Origin of the sequence: Streptomyces sp. NPDC051563 (assembly GCF_044454225.1) — a bacterium.
Classification (GTDB): Bacteria; Actinomycetota; Actinomycetes; order Streptomycetales; family Streptomycetaceae; genus Streptomyces.
In genome coordinates this window covers 1-13786 of sequence record NZ_JBITDL010000030.1, presented here as the reverse complement: position 1 = coordinate 13786, position 13786 = coordinate 1, and the positions used below count along the sequence as shown (strand labels likewise).

13 protein-coding genes and 1 riboswitch are annotated in these 13786 nt (G+C 72.8%); of the genes, 5 read left to right on the top strand and 8 right to left on the bottom strand.

Features of this window, described 5'->3' with window-relative positions:
• Window positions 1-76 precede the first annotated feature (76 nt).
• Window positions 77-1981 (bottom strand): anthranilate synthase family protein, encoded by a 1905-nt coding sequence (locus ACIA8F_RS30045; protein WP_399383467.1) that lies wholly within the window; start codon window positions 1979-1981, stop codon window positions 77-79.
• Window positions 1982-2270: 289 nt separating this feature from the next.
• On the opposite strand from ACIA8F_RS30045, the gene ACIA8F_RS30040 reads away from it, so the two are divergent.
• Both ACIA8F_RS30040 and ACIA8F_RS30035 read left to right on the top strand, forming a co-directional pair.
• Entirely contained in the window at window positions 2271-3635 is a 1365-nt protein-coding gene (locus ACIA8F_RS30040) for a class II 3-deoxy-7-phosphoheptulonate synthase (RefSeq protein ID WP_399383466.1), read from the top strand.
• A gap of 164 nt (window positions 3636-3799) precedes the next feature.
• Window positions 3800-4066: a bacterioferritin-associated ferredoxin gene (locus ACIA8F_RS30035; protein ID WP_383950621.1), complete on the top strand. Its 267-nt coding sequence runs from the start codon at window positions 3800-3802 to the stop codon at window positions 4064-4066.
• A gap of 45 nt (window positions 4067-4111) precedes the next feature.
• Here ACIA8F_RS30035 and bfr read toward each other — a convergent pair whose 3' ends face one another.
• Window positions 4112-4588, bottom strand: coding sequence for a bacterioferritin (gene bfr / locus ACIA8F_RS30030; RefSeq protein WP_112446344.1), 477 nt, complete (start codon window positions 4586-4588; stop codon window positions 4112-4114).
• Between the two features lie 173 nt (window positions 4589-4761).
• Between bfr and ACIA8F_RS30025 the strand changes: the two genes are divergently transcribed.
• Window positions 4762-5394, top strand: coding sequence for a sulfite oxidase-like oxidoreductase (locus tag ACIA8F_RS30025; protein WP_399383464.1), 633 nt, complete (start codon window positions 4762-4764; stop codon window positions 5392-5394).
• 50 nt (window positions 5395-5444) lie between these two features.
• On the opposite strand, the gene ACIA8F_RS30020 is transcribed toward ACIA8F_RS30025, so the two are convergent.
• The 6 genes from ACIA8F_RS30020 to thiO all read right to left on the bottom strand — a co-directional run bounded on the left by ACIA8F_RS30020 (window position 5445) and on the right by thiO (window position 11220).
• Entirely contained in the window at window positions 5445-5933 is a 489-nt protein-coding gene (locus ACIA8F_RS30020; RefSeq protein ID WP_399383463.1) for a DUF4396 domain-containing protein, read from the bottom strand.
• An 88-nt stretch (window positions 5934-6021) separates the two neighbouring features.
• Window positions 6022-6897: a deoxyribonuclease IV gene (locus tag ACIA8F_RS30015; RefSeq protein ID WP_399383461.1), complete on the bottom strand. Its 876-nt coding sequence runs from the start codon at window positions 6895-6897 to the stop codon at window positions 6022-6024.
• A 9-nt stretch (window positions 6898-6906) separates the two neighbouring features.
• Window positions 6907-8889, bottom strand: coding sequence for a Stk1 family PASTA domain-containing Ser/Thr kinase (gene pknB, locus ACIA8F_RS30010; protein WP_399383460.1), 1983 nt, complete (start codon window positions 8887-8889; stop codon window positions 6907-6909).
• Window positions 8890-9000: 111 nt separating this feature from the next.
• Window positions 9001-9795, bottom strand: a complete 795-nt coding sequence (locus tag ACIA8F_RS30005; RefSeq protein ID WP_399383459.1) for a thiazole synthase — start codon at window positions 9793-9795, stop codon at window positions 9001-9003.
• A 4-nt stretch (window positions 9796-9799) separates the two neighbouring features.
• Complete coding sequence (thiS, locus tag ACIA8F_RS30000) at window positions 9800-10000, bottom strand: sulfur carrier protein ThiS (protein ID WP_399383458.1); 201 nt, start codon at window positions 9998-10000, stop codon at window positions 9800-9802.
• A complete protein-coding gene (gene thiO, locus ACIA8F_RS29995) occupies window positions 9997-11220 on the bottom strand; it encodes a glycine oxidase ThiO (protein WP_399383457.1) in 1224 nt (407 codons plus the stop codon). Before thiO ends, thiS begins: the two co-directional genes overlap by 4 nt.
• Window positions 11218-11330, bottom strand: a riboswitch (TPP riboswitch). It overlaps the preceding gene by 3 nt.
• Before the next feature lie 130 nt (window positions 11331-11460).
• Between thiO and ACIA8F_RS29990 the strand changes: the two genes are divergently transcribed.
• The gene (locus tag ACIA8F_RS29990) at window positions 11461-12705 is read left to right on the top strand and encodes an NAD(P)/FAD-dependent oxidoreductase (RefSeq protein ID WP_399383456.1); all 1245 of its coding nucleotides are present in this window, start codon (window positions 11461-11463) and stop codon (window positions 12703-12705) included.
• Between the two features lie 571 nt (window positions 12706-13276).
• Window positions 13277-13642, top strand: a complete 366-nt coding sequence (locus ACIA8F_RS29985; RefSeq protein WP_243330105.1) for an Rv2175c family DNA-binding protein — start codon at window positions 13277-13279, stop codon at window positions 13640-13642.
• Window positions 13643-13786: the final 144 nt, after the last annotated feature.

Genomic DNA, 13786 nt, shown 5'->3' with positions numbered 1-13786 from the left:
GCGGAGCCCCGGGGAACGGTGGAAGGGCGGGTAGGGGACGGCCCCGCGCAGCGGCCGCTCGACCCGCCCGGGCGGGCTACGCCGGGGCCGGGGCCGGGGCCCGGACCCCGGCGACCAGGTCGCGGACGACCTCCGCGCCCCGCAGCGTCAGCACCGACTCCGGGTGGAACTGGACCCCCGCGAAGCCGCCGGAGGCGGACCGCAGCGCGTGGACCTCGCCCGTGACCGGGTCACGCGACACCTCGATGCCCCGCAGGGCCAGCGACCGCTCCCGCTCCGCGGAGCAGTGCGCGGCGTAGGTGTTGTAGAAGCCGACGACCTCCTCCGCCCCGAACAGCGGGATCCGCGTCTGCGCCCCCTGCGCCGGCTCCGCCTTGCGGACCAGCGGAAGCCCCAGCTCGGCGGCGAGCAGCTGGTGGCTGAGGCAGACCCCGAGCAGCCCGCCCCGGTGCGAGGCCAAGAGCTCCGCCGTCAGCTCGCGCATCGTGCGGATCTTCGGGTCGCCGAAGTCGCCCGGGTCGCCCGGGCCGGGGCCGAGCACGATCGGTCCGTCCCAGGCCAGGGCGGCCGCCCGCAGCCCCGGGTCGTCGTAGCGGCGTACGGTCACCTCCAGCCCGGCCACCCGCAGCACGTGCCGCAGCATCGAGGTGAAGGTGTCCTCCCCGTCCACCACCAGCGCGTGGCCCGTCACCTGCGCCGGCCGCTCCTGCATCCGCAGCCAGAACGGCGCCAGGTCCTCCCGGCGCGCGGCCAGGGCCGCCTGGACCCGGGGGTCGTCGGCCAGCCGGGCCCCCGCGAAGGAGGGCCGCACCGCCGCCGGGCGGACGCCCAGTGCCGCCAGCACCCCGGCCGCCTTCGCGTGCGTCTCCGCCACCTCGCCCGCCGGGTCGGAGTGCCGTACGAGGGTGGCCCCGACGGGCACCCGCAGCGTGCCGTCCGGGGCGATGTCCGCGGTCCGGATGAGGATGGGGGAGTCCAGGGTCTGCGCGCCCGAGGCGTCCACGCCCAGCAGGGCCAGCGCGCCCGCGTAGTAGCCGCGGCCGCCCGTCTCGTAGCGCTCGATGACCCGGCAGGCGTTCTGCACCGGCGAGCCGGTGACCGTCGCCGCGAACATCGTCTCCCGCAGCACCTCCCGCACGTCCAGCGAGGACCGGCCGCGCAGCTCGTACTCGGTGTGCGCGAGGTGCGCCATCTCCTTGAGCCGGGGACCGACGACGACCCCGCCCATGTCCCCGACCGTGCACATCATCTTGAGCTCCTCGTCCACCACCATGGACAGCTCCTCGGTCTCCTTGCGGTCCCCGAGGAAGGCGAGGAGCGAGTCGGCGGTCGGCCCGCCGGCCGGATGGCGGTACGTACCGCTGATCGGATTCATCACGACCGTGCCCCCGGACATCCGCACGTGCACCTCGGGGCTGGCCCCGACGAGGGTGCGGTCCCCGGTGTGGACCACGTACGTCCAGTAAGCGCCCCGCTCGCCCTCCAGCAGCCGCCGGAACAGCGCGAGGGCGTCGGCGCGGCCGAAGCCCTCGATCCGGCCCTCGTAGGTGCGCCGGATGACGAAGTTCGCGCCCTCGCCCCGGCCGATCTCGTCCTCGATGACCCGCCGGACGGTGTCCGCGTACTCCTCGTCGGGGACGTCGAAGCCGCCGCCGTCGACGCGCACCGCGTGGGCCGGCAGCGCGGCCAGCGCCTCGGCGAGCGGGATCTCGTACGTCTCCTCGGCGACCAGCACGCTCAGCGGGGTGCCGTCGTCGCGGACGTCGAACCCGCGCTCCCGGATCTGGCGGAACGGCACGAGTGCCAGGGCGGGCCGCTCGCCGACGGGCAGGTCGGCCAGCTGCGCGGCCTCGTGGACCGGCCCGATCAGCAGCTCGACGGTGTCGTGGTCGCGGCCGGGCGTACGGCGGCGCAGCAGCGCGAAGGGCGGGCAGGTGTCGTCGAGCAGGCGGCTCAGGAGCGGGTGCGGGTGCGCGTGCATGGAGTGGGCGTCCTATCCGGTTTCGGAGGGTGGGACGGCCCGGTGTTTCCAGCGGAAACGCGGAAGGCCGCCCCTCGGGGCGGCCTTCGTATCGCTCGTGTCTTCAGGTACGCGCGAGAAGTGGGCCGCCGGGAGCGGGCCACCACCAGTTCTGGTTCGAGTGCGCGTACATGGTCCGAACCCTAGCCCACGCGTCCGGCCGGGGGAGGTAAACGGGCGAGTAATACGGTGAGAGACATCTGTCTCACGTAGTGGTCCTCGACCGGGACGTGGGGTGTGACGCCGTAATGTGTGTGGGGTGACCGTGAACGCTGAAACCCAAGCCCCCGCCTCCAAGGCGACCTGGCGAGACCTTCCCGCGGCGCAGCAGCCTTCGTACCCCGATGCCGAGGCCCTGCGCGCTGTCGTCGCGGACCTCGAGTCGTATCCTCCCCTCGTTTTCGCGGGCGAATGCGACCAGCTGCGCGCCCGTCTGGGAGCCGTCGCCAAGGGCGAGGCGTTCCTGCTGCAGGGTGGCGACTGCGCCGAGGCCTTCGATGCCGTCTCCGCCGACCACATCCGCGCCAAGCTGAAGACGCTGCTCCAGATGAGCGCCGTCCTGACGTACGCGGCCTCCGTGCCGGTCGTCAAGGTCGGCCGCATCGCCGGCCAGTACTCCAAGCCGCGCTCCAAGGACACCGAGACCCGCGACGGCATCACCCTGCCGACCTACCGCGGCGACTCCGTGAACGGCTTCGCCTTCACGGAGGAGTCCCGCGTCCCGGACCCCGAGCGCCTCAAGCGCATGTACCACGCGTCGGCCTCCACGCTGAACCTGGTGCGCGCCTTCACCACCGGCGGCTACGCCGACCTGCGCCAGGTGCACGCCTGGAACCAGGACTTCGTCAAGAACTCCCCGTCCGGGCAGCGCTACGAGCAGCTCGCGCGGGAGATCGACAACGCCCTGAACTTCATGAAGGCGTGCGGCACCGACCCGGCCGAGTTCAAGGCCGTCGAGTTCTACGCCTCCCACGAGGCGCTGCTCCTCGACTACGAGGGCGCCCTCACCCGTACGGACTCGCGCACCGGCCGGCTGTACGACACCTCGGGCCACATGGTCTGGATCGGTGAGCGCACCCGCCAGCTCGACCACGCGCACATCGAGTTCTGCTCGCAGATCGCCAACCCGATCGGCATCAAGCTCGGCCCCACGACCACGGTGGACGAGGCGCTCACCTACATCGACCGCCTCGACCCCGAGCGCGAGCCGGGCCGGCTGACCTTCGTGGTCCGCATGGGCGCCGACAAGGTCCGCGACAAGCTCCCCGAGCTCGTCGAGAAGGTCACCGCCTCCGGCGCGACCGTCGCCTGGGTCACCGACCCGATGCACGGCAACACCTTCGAGGCGGCCTCCGGCCACAAGACGCGCCGTTTCGACGACGTGCTCGACGAGGTCAAGGGCTTCTTCGAGGTCCACAAGGGCCTCGGCACCCACCCGGGCGGCATCCACGTCGAGCTCACCGGTGACGACGTCACCGAGTGCGTGGGCGGCGGCGACGAGATCTTCGTCGACGACCTGCACCAGCGCTACGAGACGGCCTGCGACCCGCGCCTGAACCGCAGCCAGTCCCTTGACCTGGCGTTCCTCGTCGCCGAGATGTACCGCGACCAGTAGGCCCGCCTGCGCAGTGTGAGCACCGCATGACGATGGGGCGCGGATCGAATGTGATCCGCGCCCCATCGTCGTACCCGGCTCTTTTAGGGAACCCTAAGTTTGGGTAGGGTTAGGTAAGCCTCACCGAACAGGGGATGGCTGGCCGAACCGTTCCTGTCAGGGAGGTGAACCGCGTGTACGTCTGCTCTTGTTTCGGGATCACCGACAAGCAGGTCAAGGACCACGCGGCCGCCGGGGCCTGCACCCCCCGCCAGATCGCCTCTGTCACGAAGGCCGGCACCGACTGCGGTTCCTGCGTGCGGACCATCCAGGGCCTCCTCGGCCGCGGGGCCTGCCCGCGCCGTGAGCTGCTGGAGAAGGGCGACGCCGCCGCCGTGCTCGCGGCCGATCCGCTGGTACCGGTCGGTGCGGAGCTCGCCGAAGCAGCGTAGGGCGGGCCGAAGCGGCGTAGGACGGGCCGGGCGAACCCGTGAGGACTAGCTCGGCTGCTCGATGAGCTGCGCGATGTAGAGCGCCTCGCCGATGGACTCGATGAGCTCCAGCTGGGTGTCGAGGTAGTCGATGTGGTGCTCCTCGTCCTCCAGGATCTCCTCGAAGAGCCGCGCCGAGGTGACGTCACCCTTGCCGCGCATGACCTCGATGCCGCGCTTGAGGCGGTCGATCGCCTCGACCTCCACCTGCCGGTCGGCCTGGAACATCTCCGTCAGCGTCTGACCCACGCGGACGTGGAAGAGGCGCTGGTAGTTCGGCAGACCGTCGAGCATCAGGATGCGCTCGGTGATCTTGTCCGCGTGCTTCATCTCATCGATGGACTCTTCACGCGTGTACTTGGCGAGCTTCGTCCAGCCCTTGTTGTCCTGGATCCGGTAGTGGAGCCAGTACTGGTTGATGGCCGTAAGTTCGCCGGTCAGCTGCTCGTTGAGAAACTCGAGGACCTCGGGGTCGCCCTGCATCGCAGAGGCTCCTTCCAAGCAATGTCAGCAATGTGACGGGGCAGGTGCGCGCATCCTTGCACCGCCGCAGGAGGCCGTCCAGTAAGTGCCTCCTTAGTGGGAGTTACCGTGACTTGCCCGAATCCGGGCGAAGCTGGTCATGACCACCCCGCCAAGTCTGTCACCATGGATACATGGGTCAGCCGGAAAGCCGGGAATCTCCGGGATCAGAGCAACTGGAGCTTCCCCCGGGGCAGCGGTTGCAGCGAGGCTGGCCGGTCACCCACTACGGACCGGTACCCAAGTTCAAGCCCGAGCGCTGGGAGTTCCGCGTCTTCGGCGCGACGGCCGACGGTGAGAAGCGCTGCTGGAACCACGAGGAGTTCGCGGCCCTGCCGTTCGAGTCCGTCGAGGCCGACCTGCACTGCGTGACGAAGTTCAGCATGACCGGTGCCGAATGGGGCGGCGTGCTCGCCCGCACGGTCCTCGCCCTCGCACCGCCGTCCCCGCAGGTCACGCACGTGATGGTGTGGGCCGAGTACGGCTTCAGCTCCAACCTGCGCCTGGAGGACTTCGCCTCCGAGCGGACCGTCTTCGCCACGCACCAGGGCGGCGAACTGCTCACCGCCGAGCACGGTTTCCCGCTCCGGCTGGTCGTGCCCCACCTCTACGCGTGGAAGGGCCCCAAGTGGGTCCGCGGCATCGAGTACATGACCGCCGACCGCCGCGGCTTCTGGGAGGAGCGCGGCTACCACAACATCGGCGACCCCTGGCGAGAGCAGCGCTACTCGTACCAGGAGGAGCCGGGGGACGGCCCCGAGCTGTAGCTCACCGGTGCCGTAACTTCACCGGTGCCCTAGCTCATCGGTTCGGTGGCTCAGTGGTGGTACTGGTGGACCACCGCGTGACCCTTTCCGCGGCCGATCATCCACTTGTTGACGGGCGTCGTGACGACGAAGGCCAGCGCCAGCGCGATCCCGAGCGTCGTCCAGAACAGCAGGTCCGACAGCGTCGCGTCCATGGCTCCGGGCCAGAGCAGGATCACCCCGTTGTCGATCAGTTCCATGACGGCGATCGACAGGGTGTCCGCCGCCAAAGCCACCCGGATGGCCGTATGGACGTCCAGGCCGGCGGCGCGGACCCCGCGCAGGGTGAGCGCGTAGCCGAAGAAGAAGGCCAGGGCGATCGCGAGGACCATCGTCGGGGCGTTCCCCCAGCCGAGCGCCGTACCGATGACCATGCCGAGCACCTCGCCGATGGCGCATCCGGTGAGGCAGTGGAGCGTGGCCTGCGCGGCGGCGGCCCAGGTGACCTTTCCGCCGGCGGCGCCGTGGTGGTGTGGGTGCTGCTCGTGCGCGTGCTCCATGACAACCCCCTGGCGAGGAACGCCGGATAGCGGCTCTGTCGGTCGATAGGACAGAACCGTATACCCCCCTGGGGTATTCCTCAACGGGTCAGCCGAGCGCGCGCAGCTCCTTCAGCAGCGCCACGTCCGCCGCGTGCCCTTCCTTGCCGCCCGGCGTCTCGATGATCAGCGGTACGCCCTCCATCGCCGGGTGCGTGAACAGCTCGGCGAAGGCCTCCCGGCCGATGTGGCCCTGACCGATCTGCGCGTGCCGGTCCTTGTGGGCGCCGACACCCTCCTTGGAGTCGTTGGCGTGCACCAGCTTCAGCCGGCCCTCGCCCACCGTGTCCACCAGCAGGTCCAGCGTCAGCTTCGTCCCGCCCGGCTCCGCCAGATCGTGGCCCGCCGCGAAGATGTGGCAGGTGTCGAGGCAGACCCCGAGCATCGGATGCCGGTCGAGGGCGTCGAAGTACGGGCCGAACTCCTCCGCGGTCGAGCACAGCGAGGAACCCTGCCCGGCCGTGGACTCCAGCAGCAGGAAGGGGTCGTCGTCATGCGTCAGCTCGTCCAGCAGCGGCAGCATGTGCTCCCTGACCTGCGCGTACGCCGCCTCGCGCGGCCGGCCCCCGGTCGCCGAGCCGGTGTGCACGACCACCCCGAGCGCGCCGATCGCCCGGGCCCGGCGCAGTGAGTGCCGCAGCGATTCCACGGACTTCTCGACGGTGGCCTCGGTGTGCGAGCCGAAGTTGATCAGGTACGGCGCGTGGACGTACGCCGGGATGCCCCCGGCCGCACAGCCTTCGCGGAACAGCTCGTCCTGCGCCGGATTGCCGACCGGGGTGGCCCAGCCGCGCGGATTGGCCACGAAGACCTGGACGGCCTCGGCGCCCATCTCGCGGGCGTACGCCAGCCCGACCGAGGCGAGCCCGCCCGCGACGGGCACGTGCCCGCCGACTGGATTGCGGCCCGTTGAATTGTTCTTCATGGCGTGCTGTTACAGCCCCTTGGTCCTGATGGTGATGGTGCTGCCCTCGGCGGCGTTCTGGCCCGCGGGGACCGACTGGGAGTCGACGGTGTTGCTGAAGGAGAGGAAGGGCTTGTCGACCTTGACCTTGAAGCCCAGTCCCTCCAGGGTCGCGCGGGCCGCGTCGGCCTCCTGCCCGGTGACGTCCGGGACGGGGATCTGACGGGGGCCCTTGGACACGGTGAGGGTCACGGTGTCACCCGCGGCGGCCTGGCTGCCGGCGCCGATCGACTGGTTGGCGACCGTACCGGCGGGGGAGGGCGAATCGACCTGCTCCGGAGCCATCTCCACCTTCAGGCCGAGGCCCTCCAGGGTGGAACGGGCCTGGTCCACAGGAGTCCCCGTCACGCGCGGGACCGCCACCGGGCGGCCCTTGCTGACGACCATCGCGACGAGGGTGTCGAGCGACCGCTTCTGGCCGCCCGCCGGGTCGGTGCTGATCACCGAGCCCTGCGCGACGTCCTGGCTGAACGCCTGCGTGACGGCCCCCGGCGTCAGGCCGGCCGAGGTCAGCTCGCCCTTCGCGGCCTCCAGCGGCTTGCCCTTGAGGTCCGGGACGACCACGACCTCCGGACCGCGCGAGATGGTGAGCGTCACCGCGCCGTTGCCGCGGATGCGCCTGCCGCCGGCCGGGTCGGTGTTCATCACGGTCCCCTTGTCGAAGGCCGCGCTGAACCTCCGGTCGACCCGCTTCACCCCGAGCCCGGCCGCCGACAGCTGGGACTTGGCCTCCGCCTCGGTCTTGCCGAGCAGGTTCGGGACCTTGGTGAACTGGCCCGAGCTGATGTACCAGACCCCGGTACCGAGGCCGAGGAAGAGCAGGACGGCGAGCGCGAGGAGCAGCGGGCGGCCGGGGCGCCGGATCCGGGAGGCGGCCGGCGCCGCCGCCGGGGGCAGCGGCGGGGACGCGAGCCGGGAGGTGTGGGACACGGGCTCGGCGTGCGAGGCGTGTGAGACGCGGACGGCGTGCGAGGCATGCGAGGCGTGGGGCGCGTGCGAGGCGTGTGCGGCCCGGGTGGTCACCGGGCGGGGGATCACGCTGGTGCGGTCCTCGGCCGCGGTCCGCTCCCCGGCCCGGGCCTGCGGAGGCACGGCGTCCAGCTCGGAGTCGCTGAGCTGCACGCGGGCTTCTATGGCCAGCCCGAGGAGGGCGGCCGCGTCGTAGGGCCGCAGATCGGGATGGCGGGCGGTCGCCTGGGCGACGAGCTCGTCGAGCGCGACGGGCAGCCCCGGGACGGCGGCCGACGGCGGCGGAACGTCCTCGTTGAGGTGCTGGTAGATCACCTGGGCGGGGTTGGACCCGGTGTGCGGCTTGGATCCGGTGAGCATCTCGTAGAACACGACCCCGCAGGCGTAGACGTCCACCCGGGTGTCGGTGACGCCGTTCTCGATCTGCTCGGGAGCGAGGTAGGAGACGGTGCCGAGGACTGACCCGGTGGTGTTGGTCACGGAGTCCACGGACCGCACCAGCCCGAAGTCGGCCACCTTCACCCGGCCGTCGTCGCCGATCAGCACGTTCTCGGGCTTCATGTCCCGGTGCACGAAACCGGCACGGTGCGCGGCGCCGAGGGCGGCGAGCACCGGTTCCAGGATGTCGAGGGCCGCCCGGGGCTGGAGCGCACCGCGCTCGCGCAGCACGTCGCGCAGCGTGCAGCCGGACACGTACTCCATGGCGAGGTACGTGTACGGCCCGTGCGTGCCCTGGTCGAAGACGGCCACGACGTTGGGGTGGGCCAGCCGGGCCACGGACTTCGCCTCGCGGATGAACCGGTCGACGAAGCCGGGGTCGGCGGCGAGGGCCGGGTGCATCACCTTGAGGGCGAGGATCCGGTCCAGACGGGTGTCGACGGCCCGGTAGACCGTGGCCATGCCGCCGGCCGCGATACGGGCGTCCACGCGGTAGCGGCCATCGAGCGTCTGCCCGACGAGCGGGTCATCCAGGGTCGTATCCACCCGCCGATTCTACGAGGGCCCCCGAGCCCCCCGCCCCGGGCACCGAACGGTTGCAGCGCAGCTGTGACGTGGGGCGAGGGCCCCGCGCGGGCGTGAACCCGTACAGCCCCCTCAGAACGCCGGGCGTTCCGGGTCCAGGGTGGCTCGGCCTTCTGTCGGGGAGGAGGGTTCCGCGAAGCGGCGTTGGGGGATGCGGCCCGCGCGGTGGGCCAGGCGGCCCGCCGAGACCGCGTCGCGCATGGCCGCGGCCATCAGGACGGGGAGCTGCGCGCGGGTCACCGCGGAGGCGAGCATGACCGCCGCGCAGCCGAGTTCCATGGCCAGGGCCACGTCCGAGGCCGTTCCGGCTCCCGCGTCCAGGATGACCGGGACCCCGGCCCGCTCGGTGATCAGCTCGAAGTTGTGCGGGTTGCGGATGCCCATGCCGGAGCCGATGGGGGAGCCGAGCGGCATGATCGCCGCGCAGCCCACGTCCTCCAGTTTGCGGGCGAGGACCGGGTCGTCGTTCGTGTAGGGGAGGACGGTGAAGCCGTCGTCGACCAGGGTCTCCGCCGCGTCGAGCAGCTCGACCCCGTCCGGGAGGAGGGTGCGTTCGTCGGCGACGACCTCCAGTTTGATCCAGTCCGTGCCGAGGGCCTCGCGGGCCAGCCGGGCCGTCAGTACGGCCTCGCCGGCGGTGAAGCAGCCCGCGGTGTTGGGGAGTACGGAGATGCCGAGGCGGTTCAGGACGGACAGGACCGAGCCCTGGACCGTCGGGTCGAGGCGCCGCATCGCGACCGTGGTGAGTTCGGTGCCGGACGCGACCAGCGCCCGTTCCAGGATGTCCAGGCTCGGGGCTCCGCCCGTGCCCATGATCAGGCGGGAGGAGAAGGTCCGGCCGGCGAGGGTGAAGGCGTCGTCTGCCATGGGGTCAGCCTCCCTGGACCGCGGTGAGGACCTCGACGCGGTCGCCGTCGGCCACGGAGGTGTAGGGCCATTGGCCGCGCGGCACGACGGTTTCGTTGAGGGCGGCCGCGACCCCCTTGGTGGCTTCGGTGAGGGTGGCGACCACGGTGGCGAGCATGGTCCCGTCCGCGATCTCGCGCGGCTCGCCGTTGACGGAAATGGTCATGCGAACGACTCCTGTCGCGTGAGGGGGGATGTGAGGGGGGATGCGGGGGTGGACGTGAGGGTGAAACGGCGTGGGGTGAAGGGGCGGGCGATCTCCGGCAGTTCGCCGGTGGTCAGGAGGTCCGCCATCACGTCCCCGGTCAGCGGGGTCAGCAGGACGCCGTTGCGGTAGTGCCCGGTGGCCAGGTGCAGGCCGGGGAGTTCGGTCGGGCCGAGGAGGGGGGCGTTGTCCGGGGAACCGGGACGCAGCCCCGCGCGGGTCTCCACCAGGGGGAGTTCGGTGATCCCCGGCACCAGTTCGTGGGCGTCGCGCAGGAGTTCGTAGACCCCGCCCGCGGTGACGGTGGTGTCCCAGCCGAGTTCCTCGCTGGTGGCGCCGACGACGAGTTCGCCGTTCTCGCGGGGGACCAGGTAGACGTGGCTGCCGCGCACCACGGCCCGTACGGTCCGTGACAGGAACGGCGCGTAGGACGGCGGCACCGCGAGGCGCAGCACCTGCCCCTTCACCGGCCGTACGGGGGCCACGGCCTCGGGCGGTACGCCGTCCAGCCGGCCGCTGAGCGAACCCGCGGCCAGCACCACCTGGTCGGCGCGCAGCTCCGTGGCATCCGAGTCGTCGAGGACCGCGCCGCAGGCCCGGTCGGCGGTGGTCAGCAGCCGGGCCGCGGCGGCGCGGTGCAGGGTGACGCCGGCCCGTTCGCAGGCGGCCAGCAGGGCGGCGGCGAGGCGGCGGGGGTCGACCTGGTGGTCGCCGTCCACGCGCAGGCCGCCGCGTACGCCCGGAGCCAGCATCGGCTCCAGGCGGCGGCACTCGCGGCCGGTCAGCCACTCGGACTCCAGGCCGCAGCGGCGCTGGAGGGCGTGCAGCTCGCGCAGGTGCAGCCGGTCGTCGGCGTCGAGGGCGACGGCGAGGGTGCCGCAGGCGCGGTAGCCGATGTCCATGCCGCCGCTGGCTTCGGCGAGCTCGGCGGCGAACGCGGGGTAGCGGGCGGCGGAGGCGAGGTTGAGCCCGAGCAGGGTCTCCTCGCCGTAGTGCAGCTCGGTGACGGCGGCCAGCATGCCGGCCGCGACCTGGGCGGCGCCGCCGCCGGGGTCCGGATCGGCCAGCGCGGTGCGCAGCCCGCGGCGAGCCGCCCGCCAGGCGGTGACCAGCCCGATGATGCCGCCCCCGATGACGAGGACGTCGTGGCCGGGACTCCGGCCGTTCCTGGATGAATGCATGGGCGTCCAGCCCCTCCCTTCGCCGGCATGACCCGGATCAGGTTCGTACGGTCGGAGGCCGGCCAGCCTCCCTCTCAGCCCGGTGCGCCCGGACTCCCGCGATAGGTTCGGTGCCAGAGTAACGCCGAGGCCGACGGCCGGTAAGGCTGCCTCCCCGGTGCCGGGGCCGGCCCGGCCCGGCCCGCGGGAGGTTTCCGCCCGCTATTCCTGGCGGACCGTCAGTTGATTAGGCTGAGCCGCGTGAGCGAGCAGACGCAACAGCAGACGCAACAGGCCGGCACCCCTCCGCGCGGAGTCGTGATCGTCGGCGCCGGAATGGCCGGGGTCCAGACCGCGGTTGCCCTGCGGGAACAGGGCTGGACCGGCCCCGTCACCCTGCTGGGGGCCGAACCCCACCAGCCCTACGACCGGCCCCCGCTGTCCAAGGCGGTGCTCCTCGGCAAGGCGGAGGACTCGGCCTTCGACGTCGACTTCGAGGAGCTCGGCATCGGGCTCCGGCTGGGCGTCGAGGTCACCGGGCTGCGCCCCGCCGACCGGGAGGTGGACACCGAGGCGGGCCCGGTCCCGTACGAGGTCCTCGTGCTGGCGACCGGCGCCCTCCCGCTGACCCTGCCCGGCGCGGAGGGCGTCCCCGGGGTGCACCTGCTGCGCACCCTGGACGACGCGGCCCGGCTGCGGCCCGTACTGGAGGCCGGCTCGCCGGTGGTCGTGGTCGGGGCCGGCTGGATCGGGGCGGAGTTCGCCACCGCCGCGCGCGGGGCGGGCTGCGCGGTGACCGTCGTCGAGGCGGCCGACCGGGTGCTGGCGGGCGCGCTGCCCGCGGAGGTCGCCGAGCCGATGGGGCGGTGGTACGCCCAGGCGGGCGCCGAGCTGCTGACCGGCGCGCGGGTGGCCTCCGTGGAACCGGGCCGGGTCCTGCTCGCCGACGGGCGGGCGCTGCCCGCCGGGGCGGTGGTGGTGGGCATCGGCGCCCGGCCGGCCACCGGATGGCTGGCGGGGTCGGGAGTGGAGCCCGGGGCGGACGGGGCGGTGATCGCCGACGAGCGGCTGCGCACCTCGGTGCGCGGGGTGTACGCGGTGGGGGACTGCGCCTCGTTCCCCTCGGGGCGCTACGGGTCCCGGCTGCTGGTGCACCACTGGGACAACGCGCTCCAGGGGCCGCGGGTGGTCGCGGCGGACATCGTGGCCGGGGGCTCCGGCGAGCAGGTCTACGACCCGGTGCCGTACTTCTGGTCGGAGCAGTTCGGCCGCTTCGTGCAGTACGCGGGGCACCACGGCTCCGCGGATGCGCTGGTGTGGCGCGGCTCCCCGGCGGAGGACACCTGGTCGGTGTGCTGGCTGCGGGAGGGGCGGCTCGTCGCGGTCCTCGCGGTGGGGCGCCCGCGCGACCTCGCCCAGGGGCGGCGCCTCATCGAGTCGGGCGTCCCGGTGGACCCGGCGAAGGTCGCGGACCCGGGGGTCGCCCTGAAGTCGGCCCCCCACTGACCCGGCGAAGCCGTCCCGGCGACGCCCCCGGGCAGCACCTGGGCCCCGAGCCCGAACACCCCGTGCCCGCCCGGCCCCGAGCCCGGGGGCCTTGCCCTGGGCGCTGCCCGGCCCGGCTGCACCGGCTCCCGCCCGGGCCGGCCTCGAGCCCGGGGCCCTTGCCCTGAGCGCCCCCGGGCTGCGCCGACACCCGCCCGGTCCCGGCCCTGGGAAGTCCCCTAACCGCCCTTCGCCCGTTCCCCGGGCAGCGCCCGGACCCGCATCGGGGCTGAGCCCCGGCCCCTGTTCCCCGGGCTGCGCCCGGACCCGTTCCGGGGCTGTGCCCCTGTTCCCCGGGCTGTGCCCGGACCTGTTCCGGGGCTGCGCCCCTGTTCCCCGGGCTGTGCCCGGACCCGCATCGGGGCTGCGCCCCTGCCCCCACCCCCGGCCCGAGGCCGCCCCGTTGAGGCCCGCCCGGACTCCGCCCGGCCCCCGCCCGGACCCCGTCCCCGGCCCCGGTCACGGGGCCCCCGCTCCCCGGACGGGGTCGCTCGGGTACCGGCGGTCGGTGGGAGATGGCAGGCTTGTGCTCGTGACCGAGATTGACGCAAAGATCGATGCCCTTGTTCCCGCCTGGCTGTACCTCCCCGACATCGCGGAGATGCTCGACATCGAAGTGACCAAGGTTCGCCAGCTGGTCAAGGAGGGGCAGCTGCTCGCGGTGCGCCGCGGCGAGAACCGTTCCCTCCAGGTCCCCGCGGCCTTCATCGACGGAGACAAGATCGTCAAGGGGCTGGTCGGCCTGCTGACCGTGCTCCGTGACGACCGCTTCACCGACGCGGAGATCCTGGAGTGGCTCTTCACCGCCGACGAGACCCTGCCCGGCACCCCCGTGCAGGCGCTGAGCGAGAATCGCGGCACGGAGGTGAAGCGCCGCGCTCAGGCGCTCGCCATCTGACCTGACTCCGCCGTACGGGCGCGGGGGGGGGGGGCCCCGCCCGGGGCCCCCCCCCCCCGGGGGGGGGGCCCCCCCCCAACCCCGGGGTGCCCCCCAGTTCCCCCACGGCCCCCCCCCGGGCCGAGCCCCGCGCGAACAGTGCCC

Excerpts from the sequence above, each read along its gene's own strand:
- ACIA8F_RS30045 (WP_399383467.1), bottom strand. The coding sequence starts at position 1,981 with ATGCACGCGCACCCGCACCCGCTCCTGAGCCGCCTGCTCGACGACACC.
- bfr (WP_112446344.1), bottom strand. The coding sequence starts at position 4,588 with ATGCAGGGCGACCCCGAGGTCCTCGAGTTTCTCAACGAGCAGCTGACC.
- ACIA8F_RS30025 (WP_399383464.1), top strand. The coding sequence starts at position 4,762 with ATGGGTCAGCCGGAAAGCCGGGAATCTCCGGGATCAGAGCAACTGGAG.
- ACIA8F_RS30020 (WP_399383463.1), bottom strand. The coding sequence starts at position 5,933 with ATGGAGCACGCGCACGAGCAGCACCCACACCACCACGGCGCCGCCGGC.
- ACIA8F_RS30015 (WP_399383461.1), bottom strand. The coding sequence starts at position 6,897 with ATGAAGAACAATTCAACGGGCCGCAATCCAGTCGGCGGGCACGTGCCC.
- ACIA8F_RS30005 (WP_399383459.1), bottom strand. The coding sequence starts at position 9,795 with ATGGCAGACGACGCCTTCACCCTCGCCGGCCGGACCTTCTCCTCCCGC.
- thiS (WP_399383458.1), bottom strand. The coding sequence starts at position 10,000 with ATGACCATTTCCGTCAACGGCGAGCCGCGCGAGATCGCGGACGGGACC.
- thiO (WP_399383457.1), bottom strand. The coding sequence starts at position 11,220 with ATGCATTCATCCAGGAACGGCCGGAGTCCCGGCCACGACGTCCTCGTC.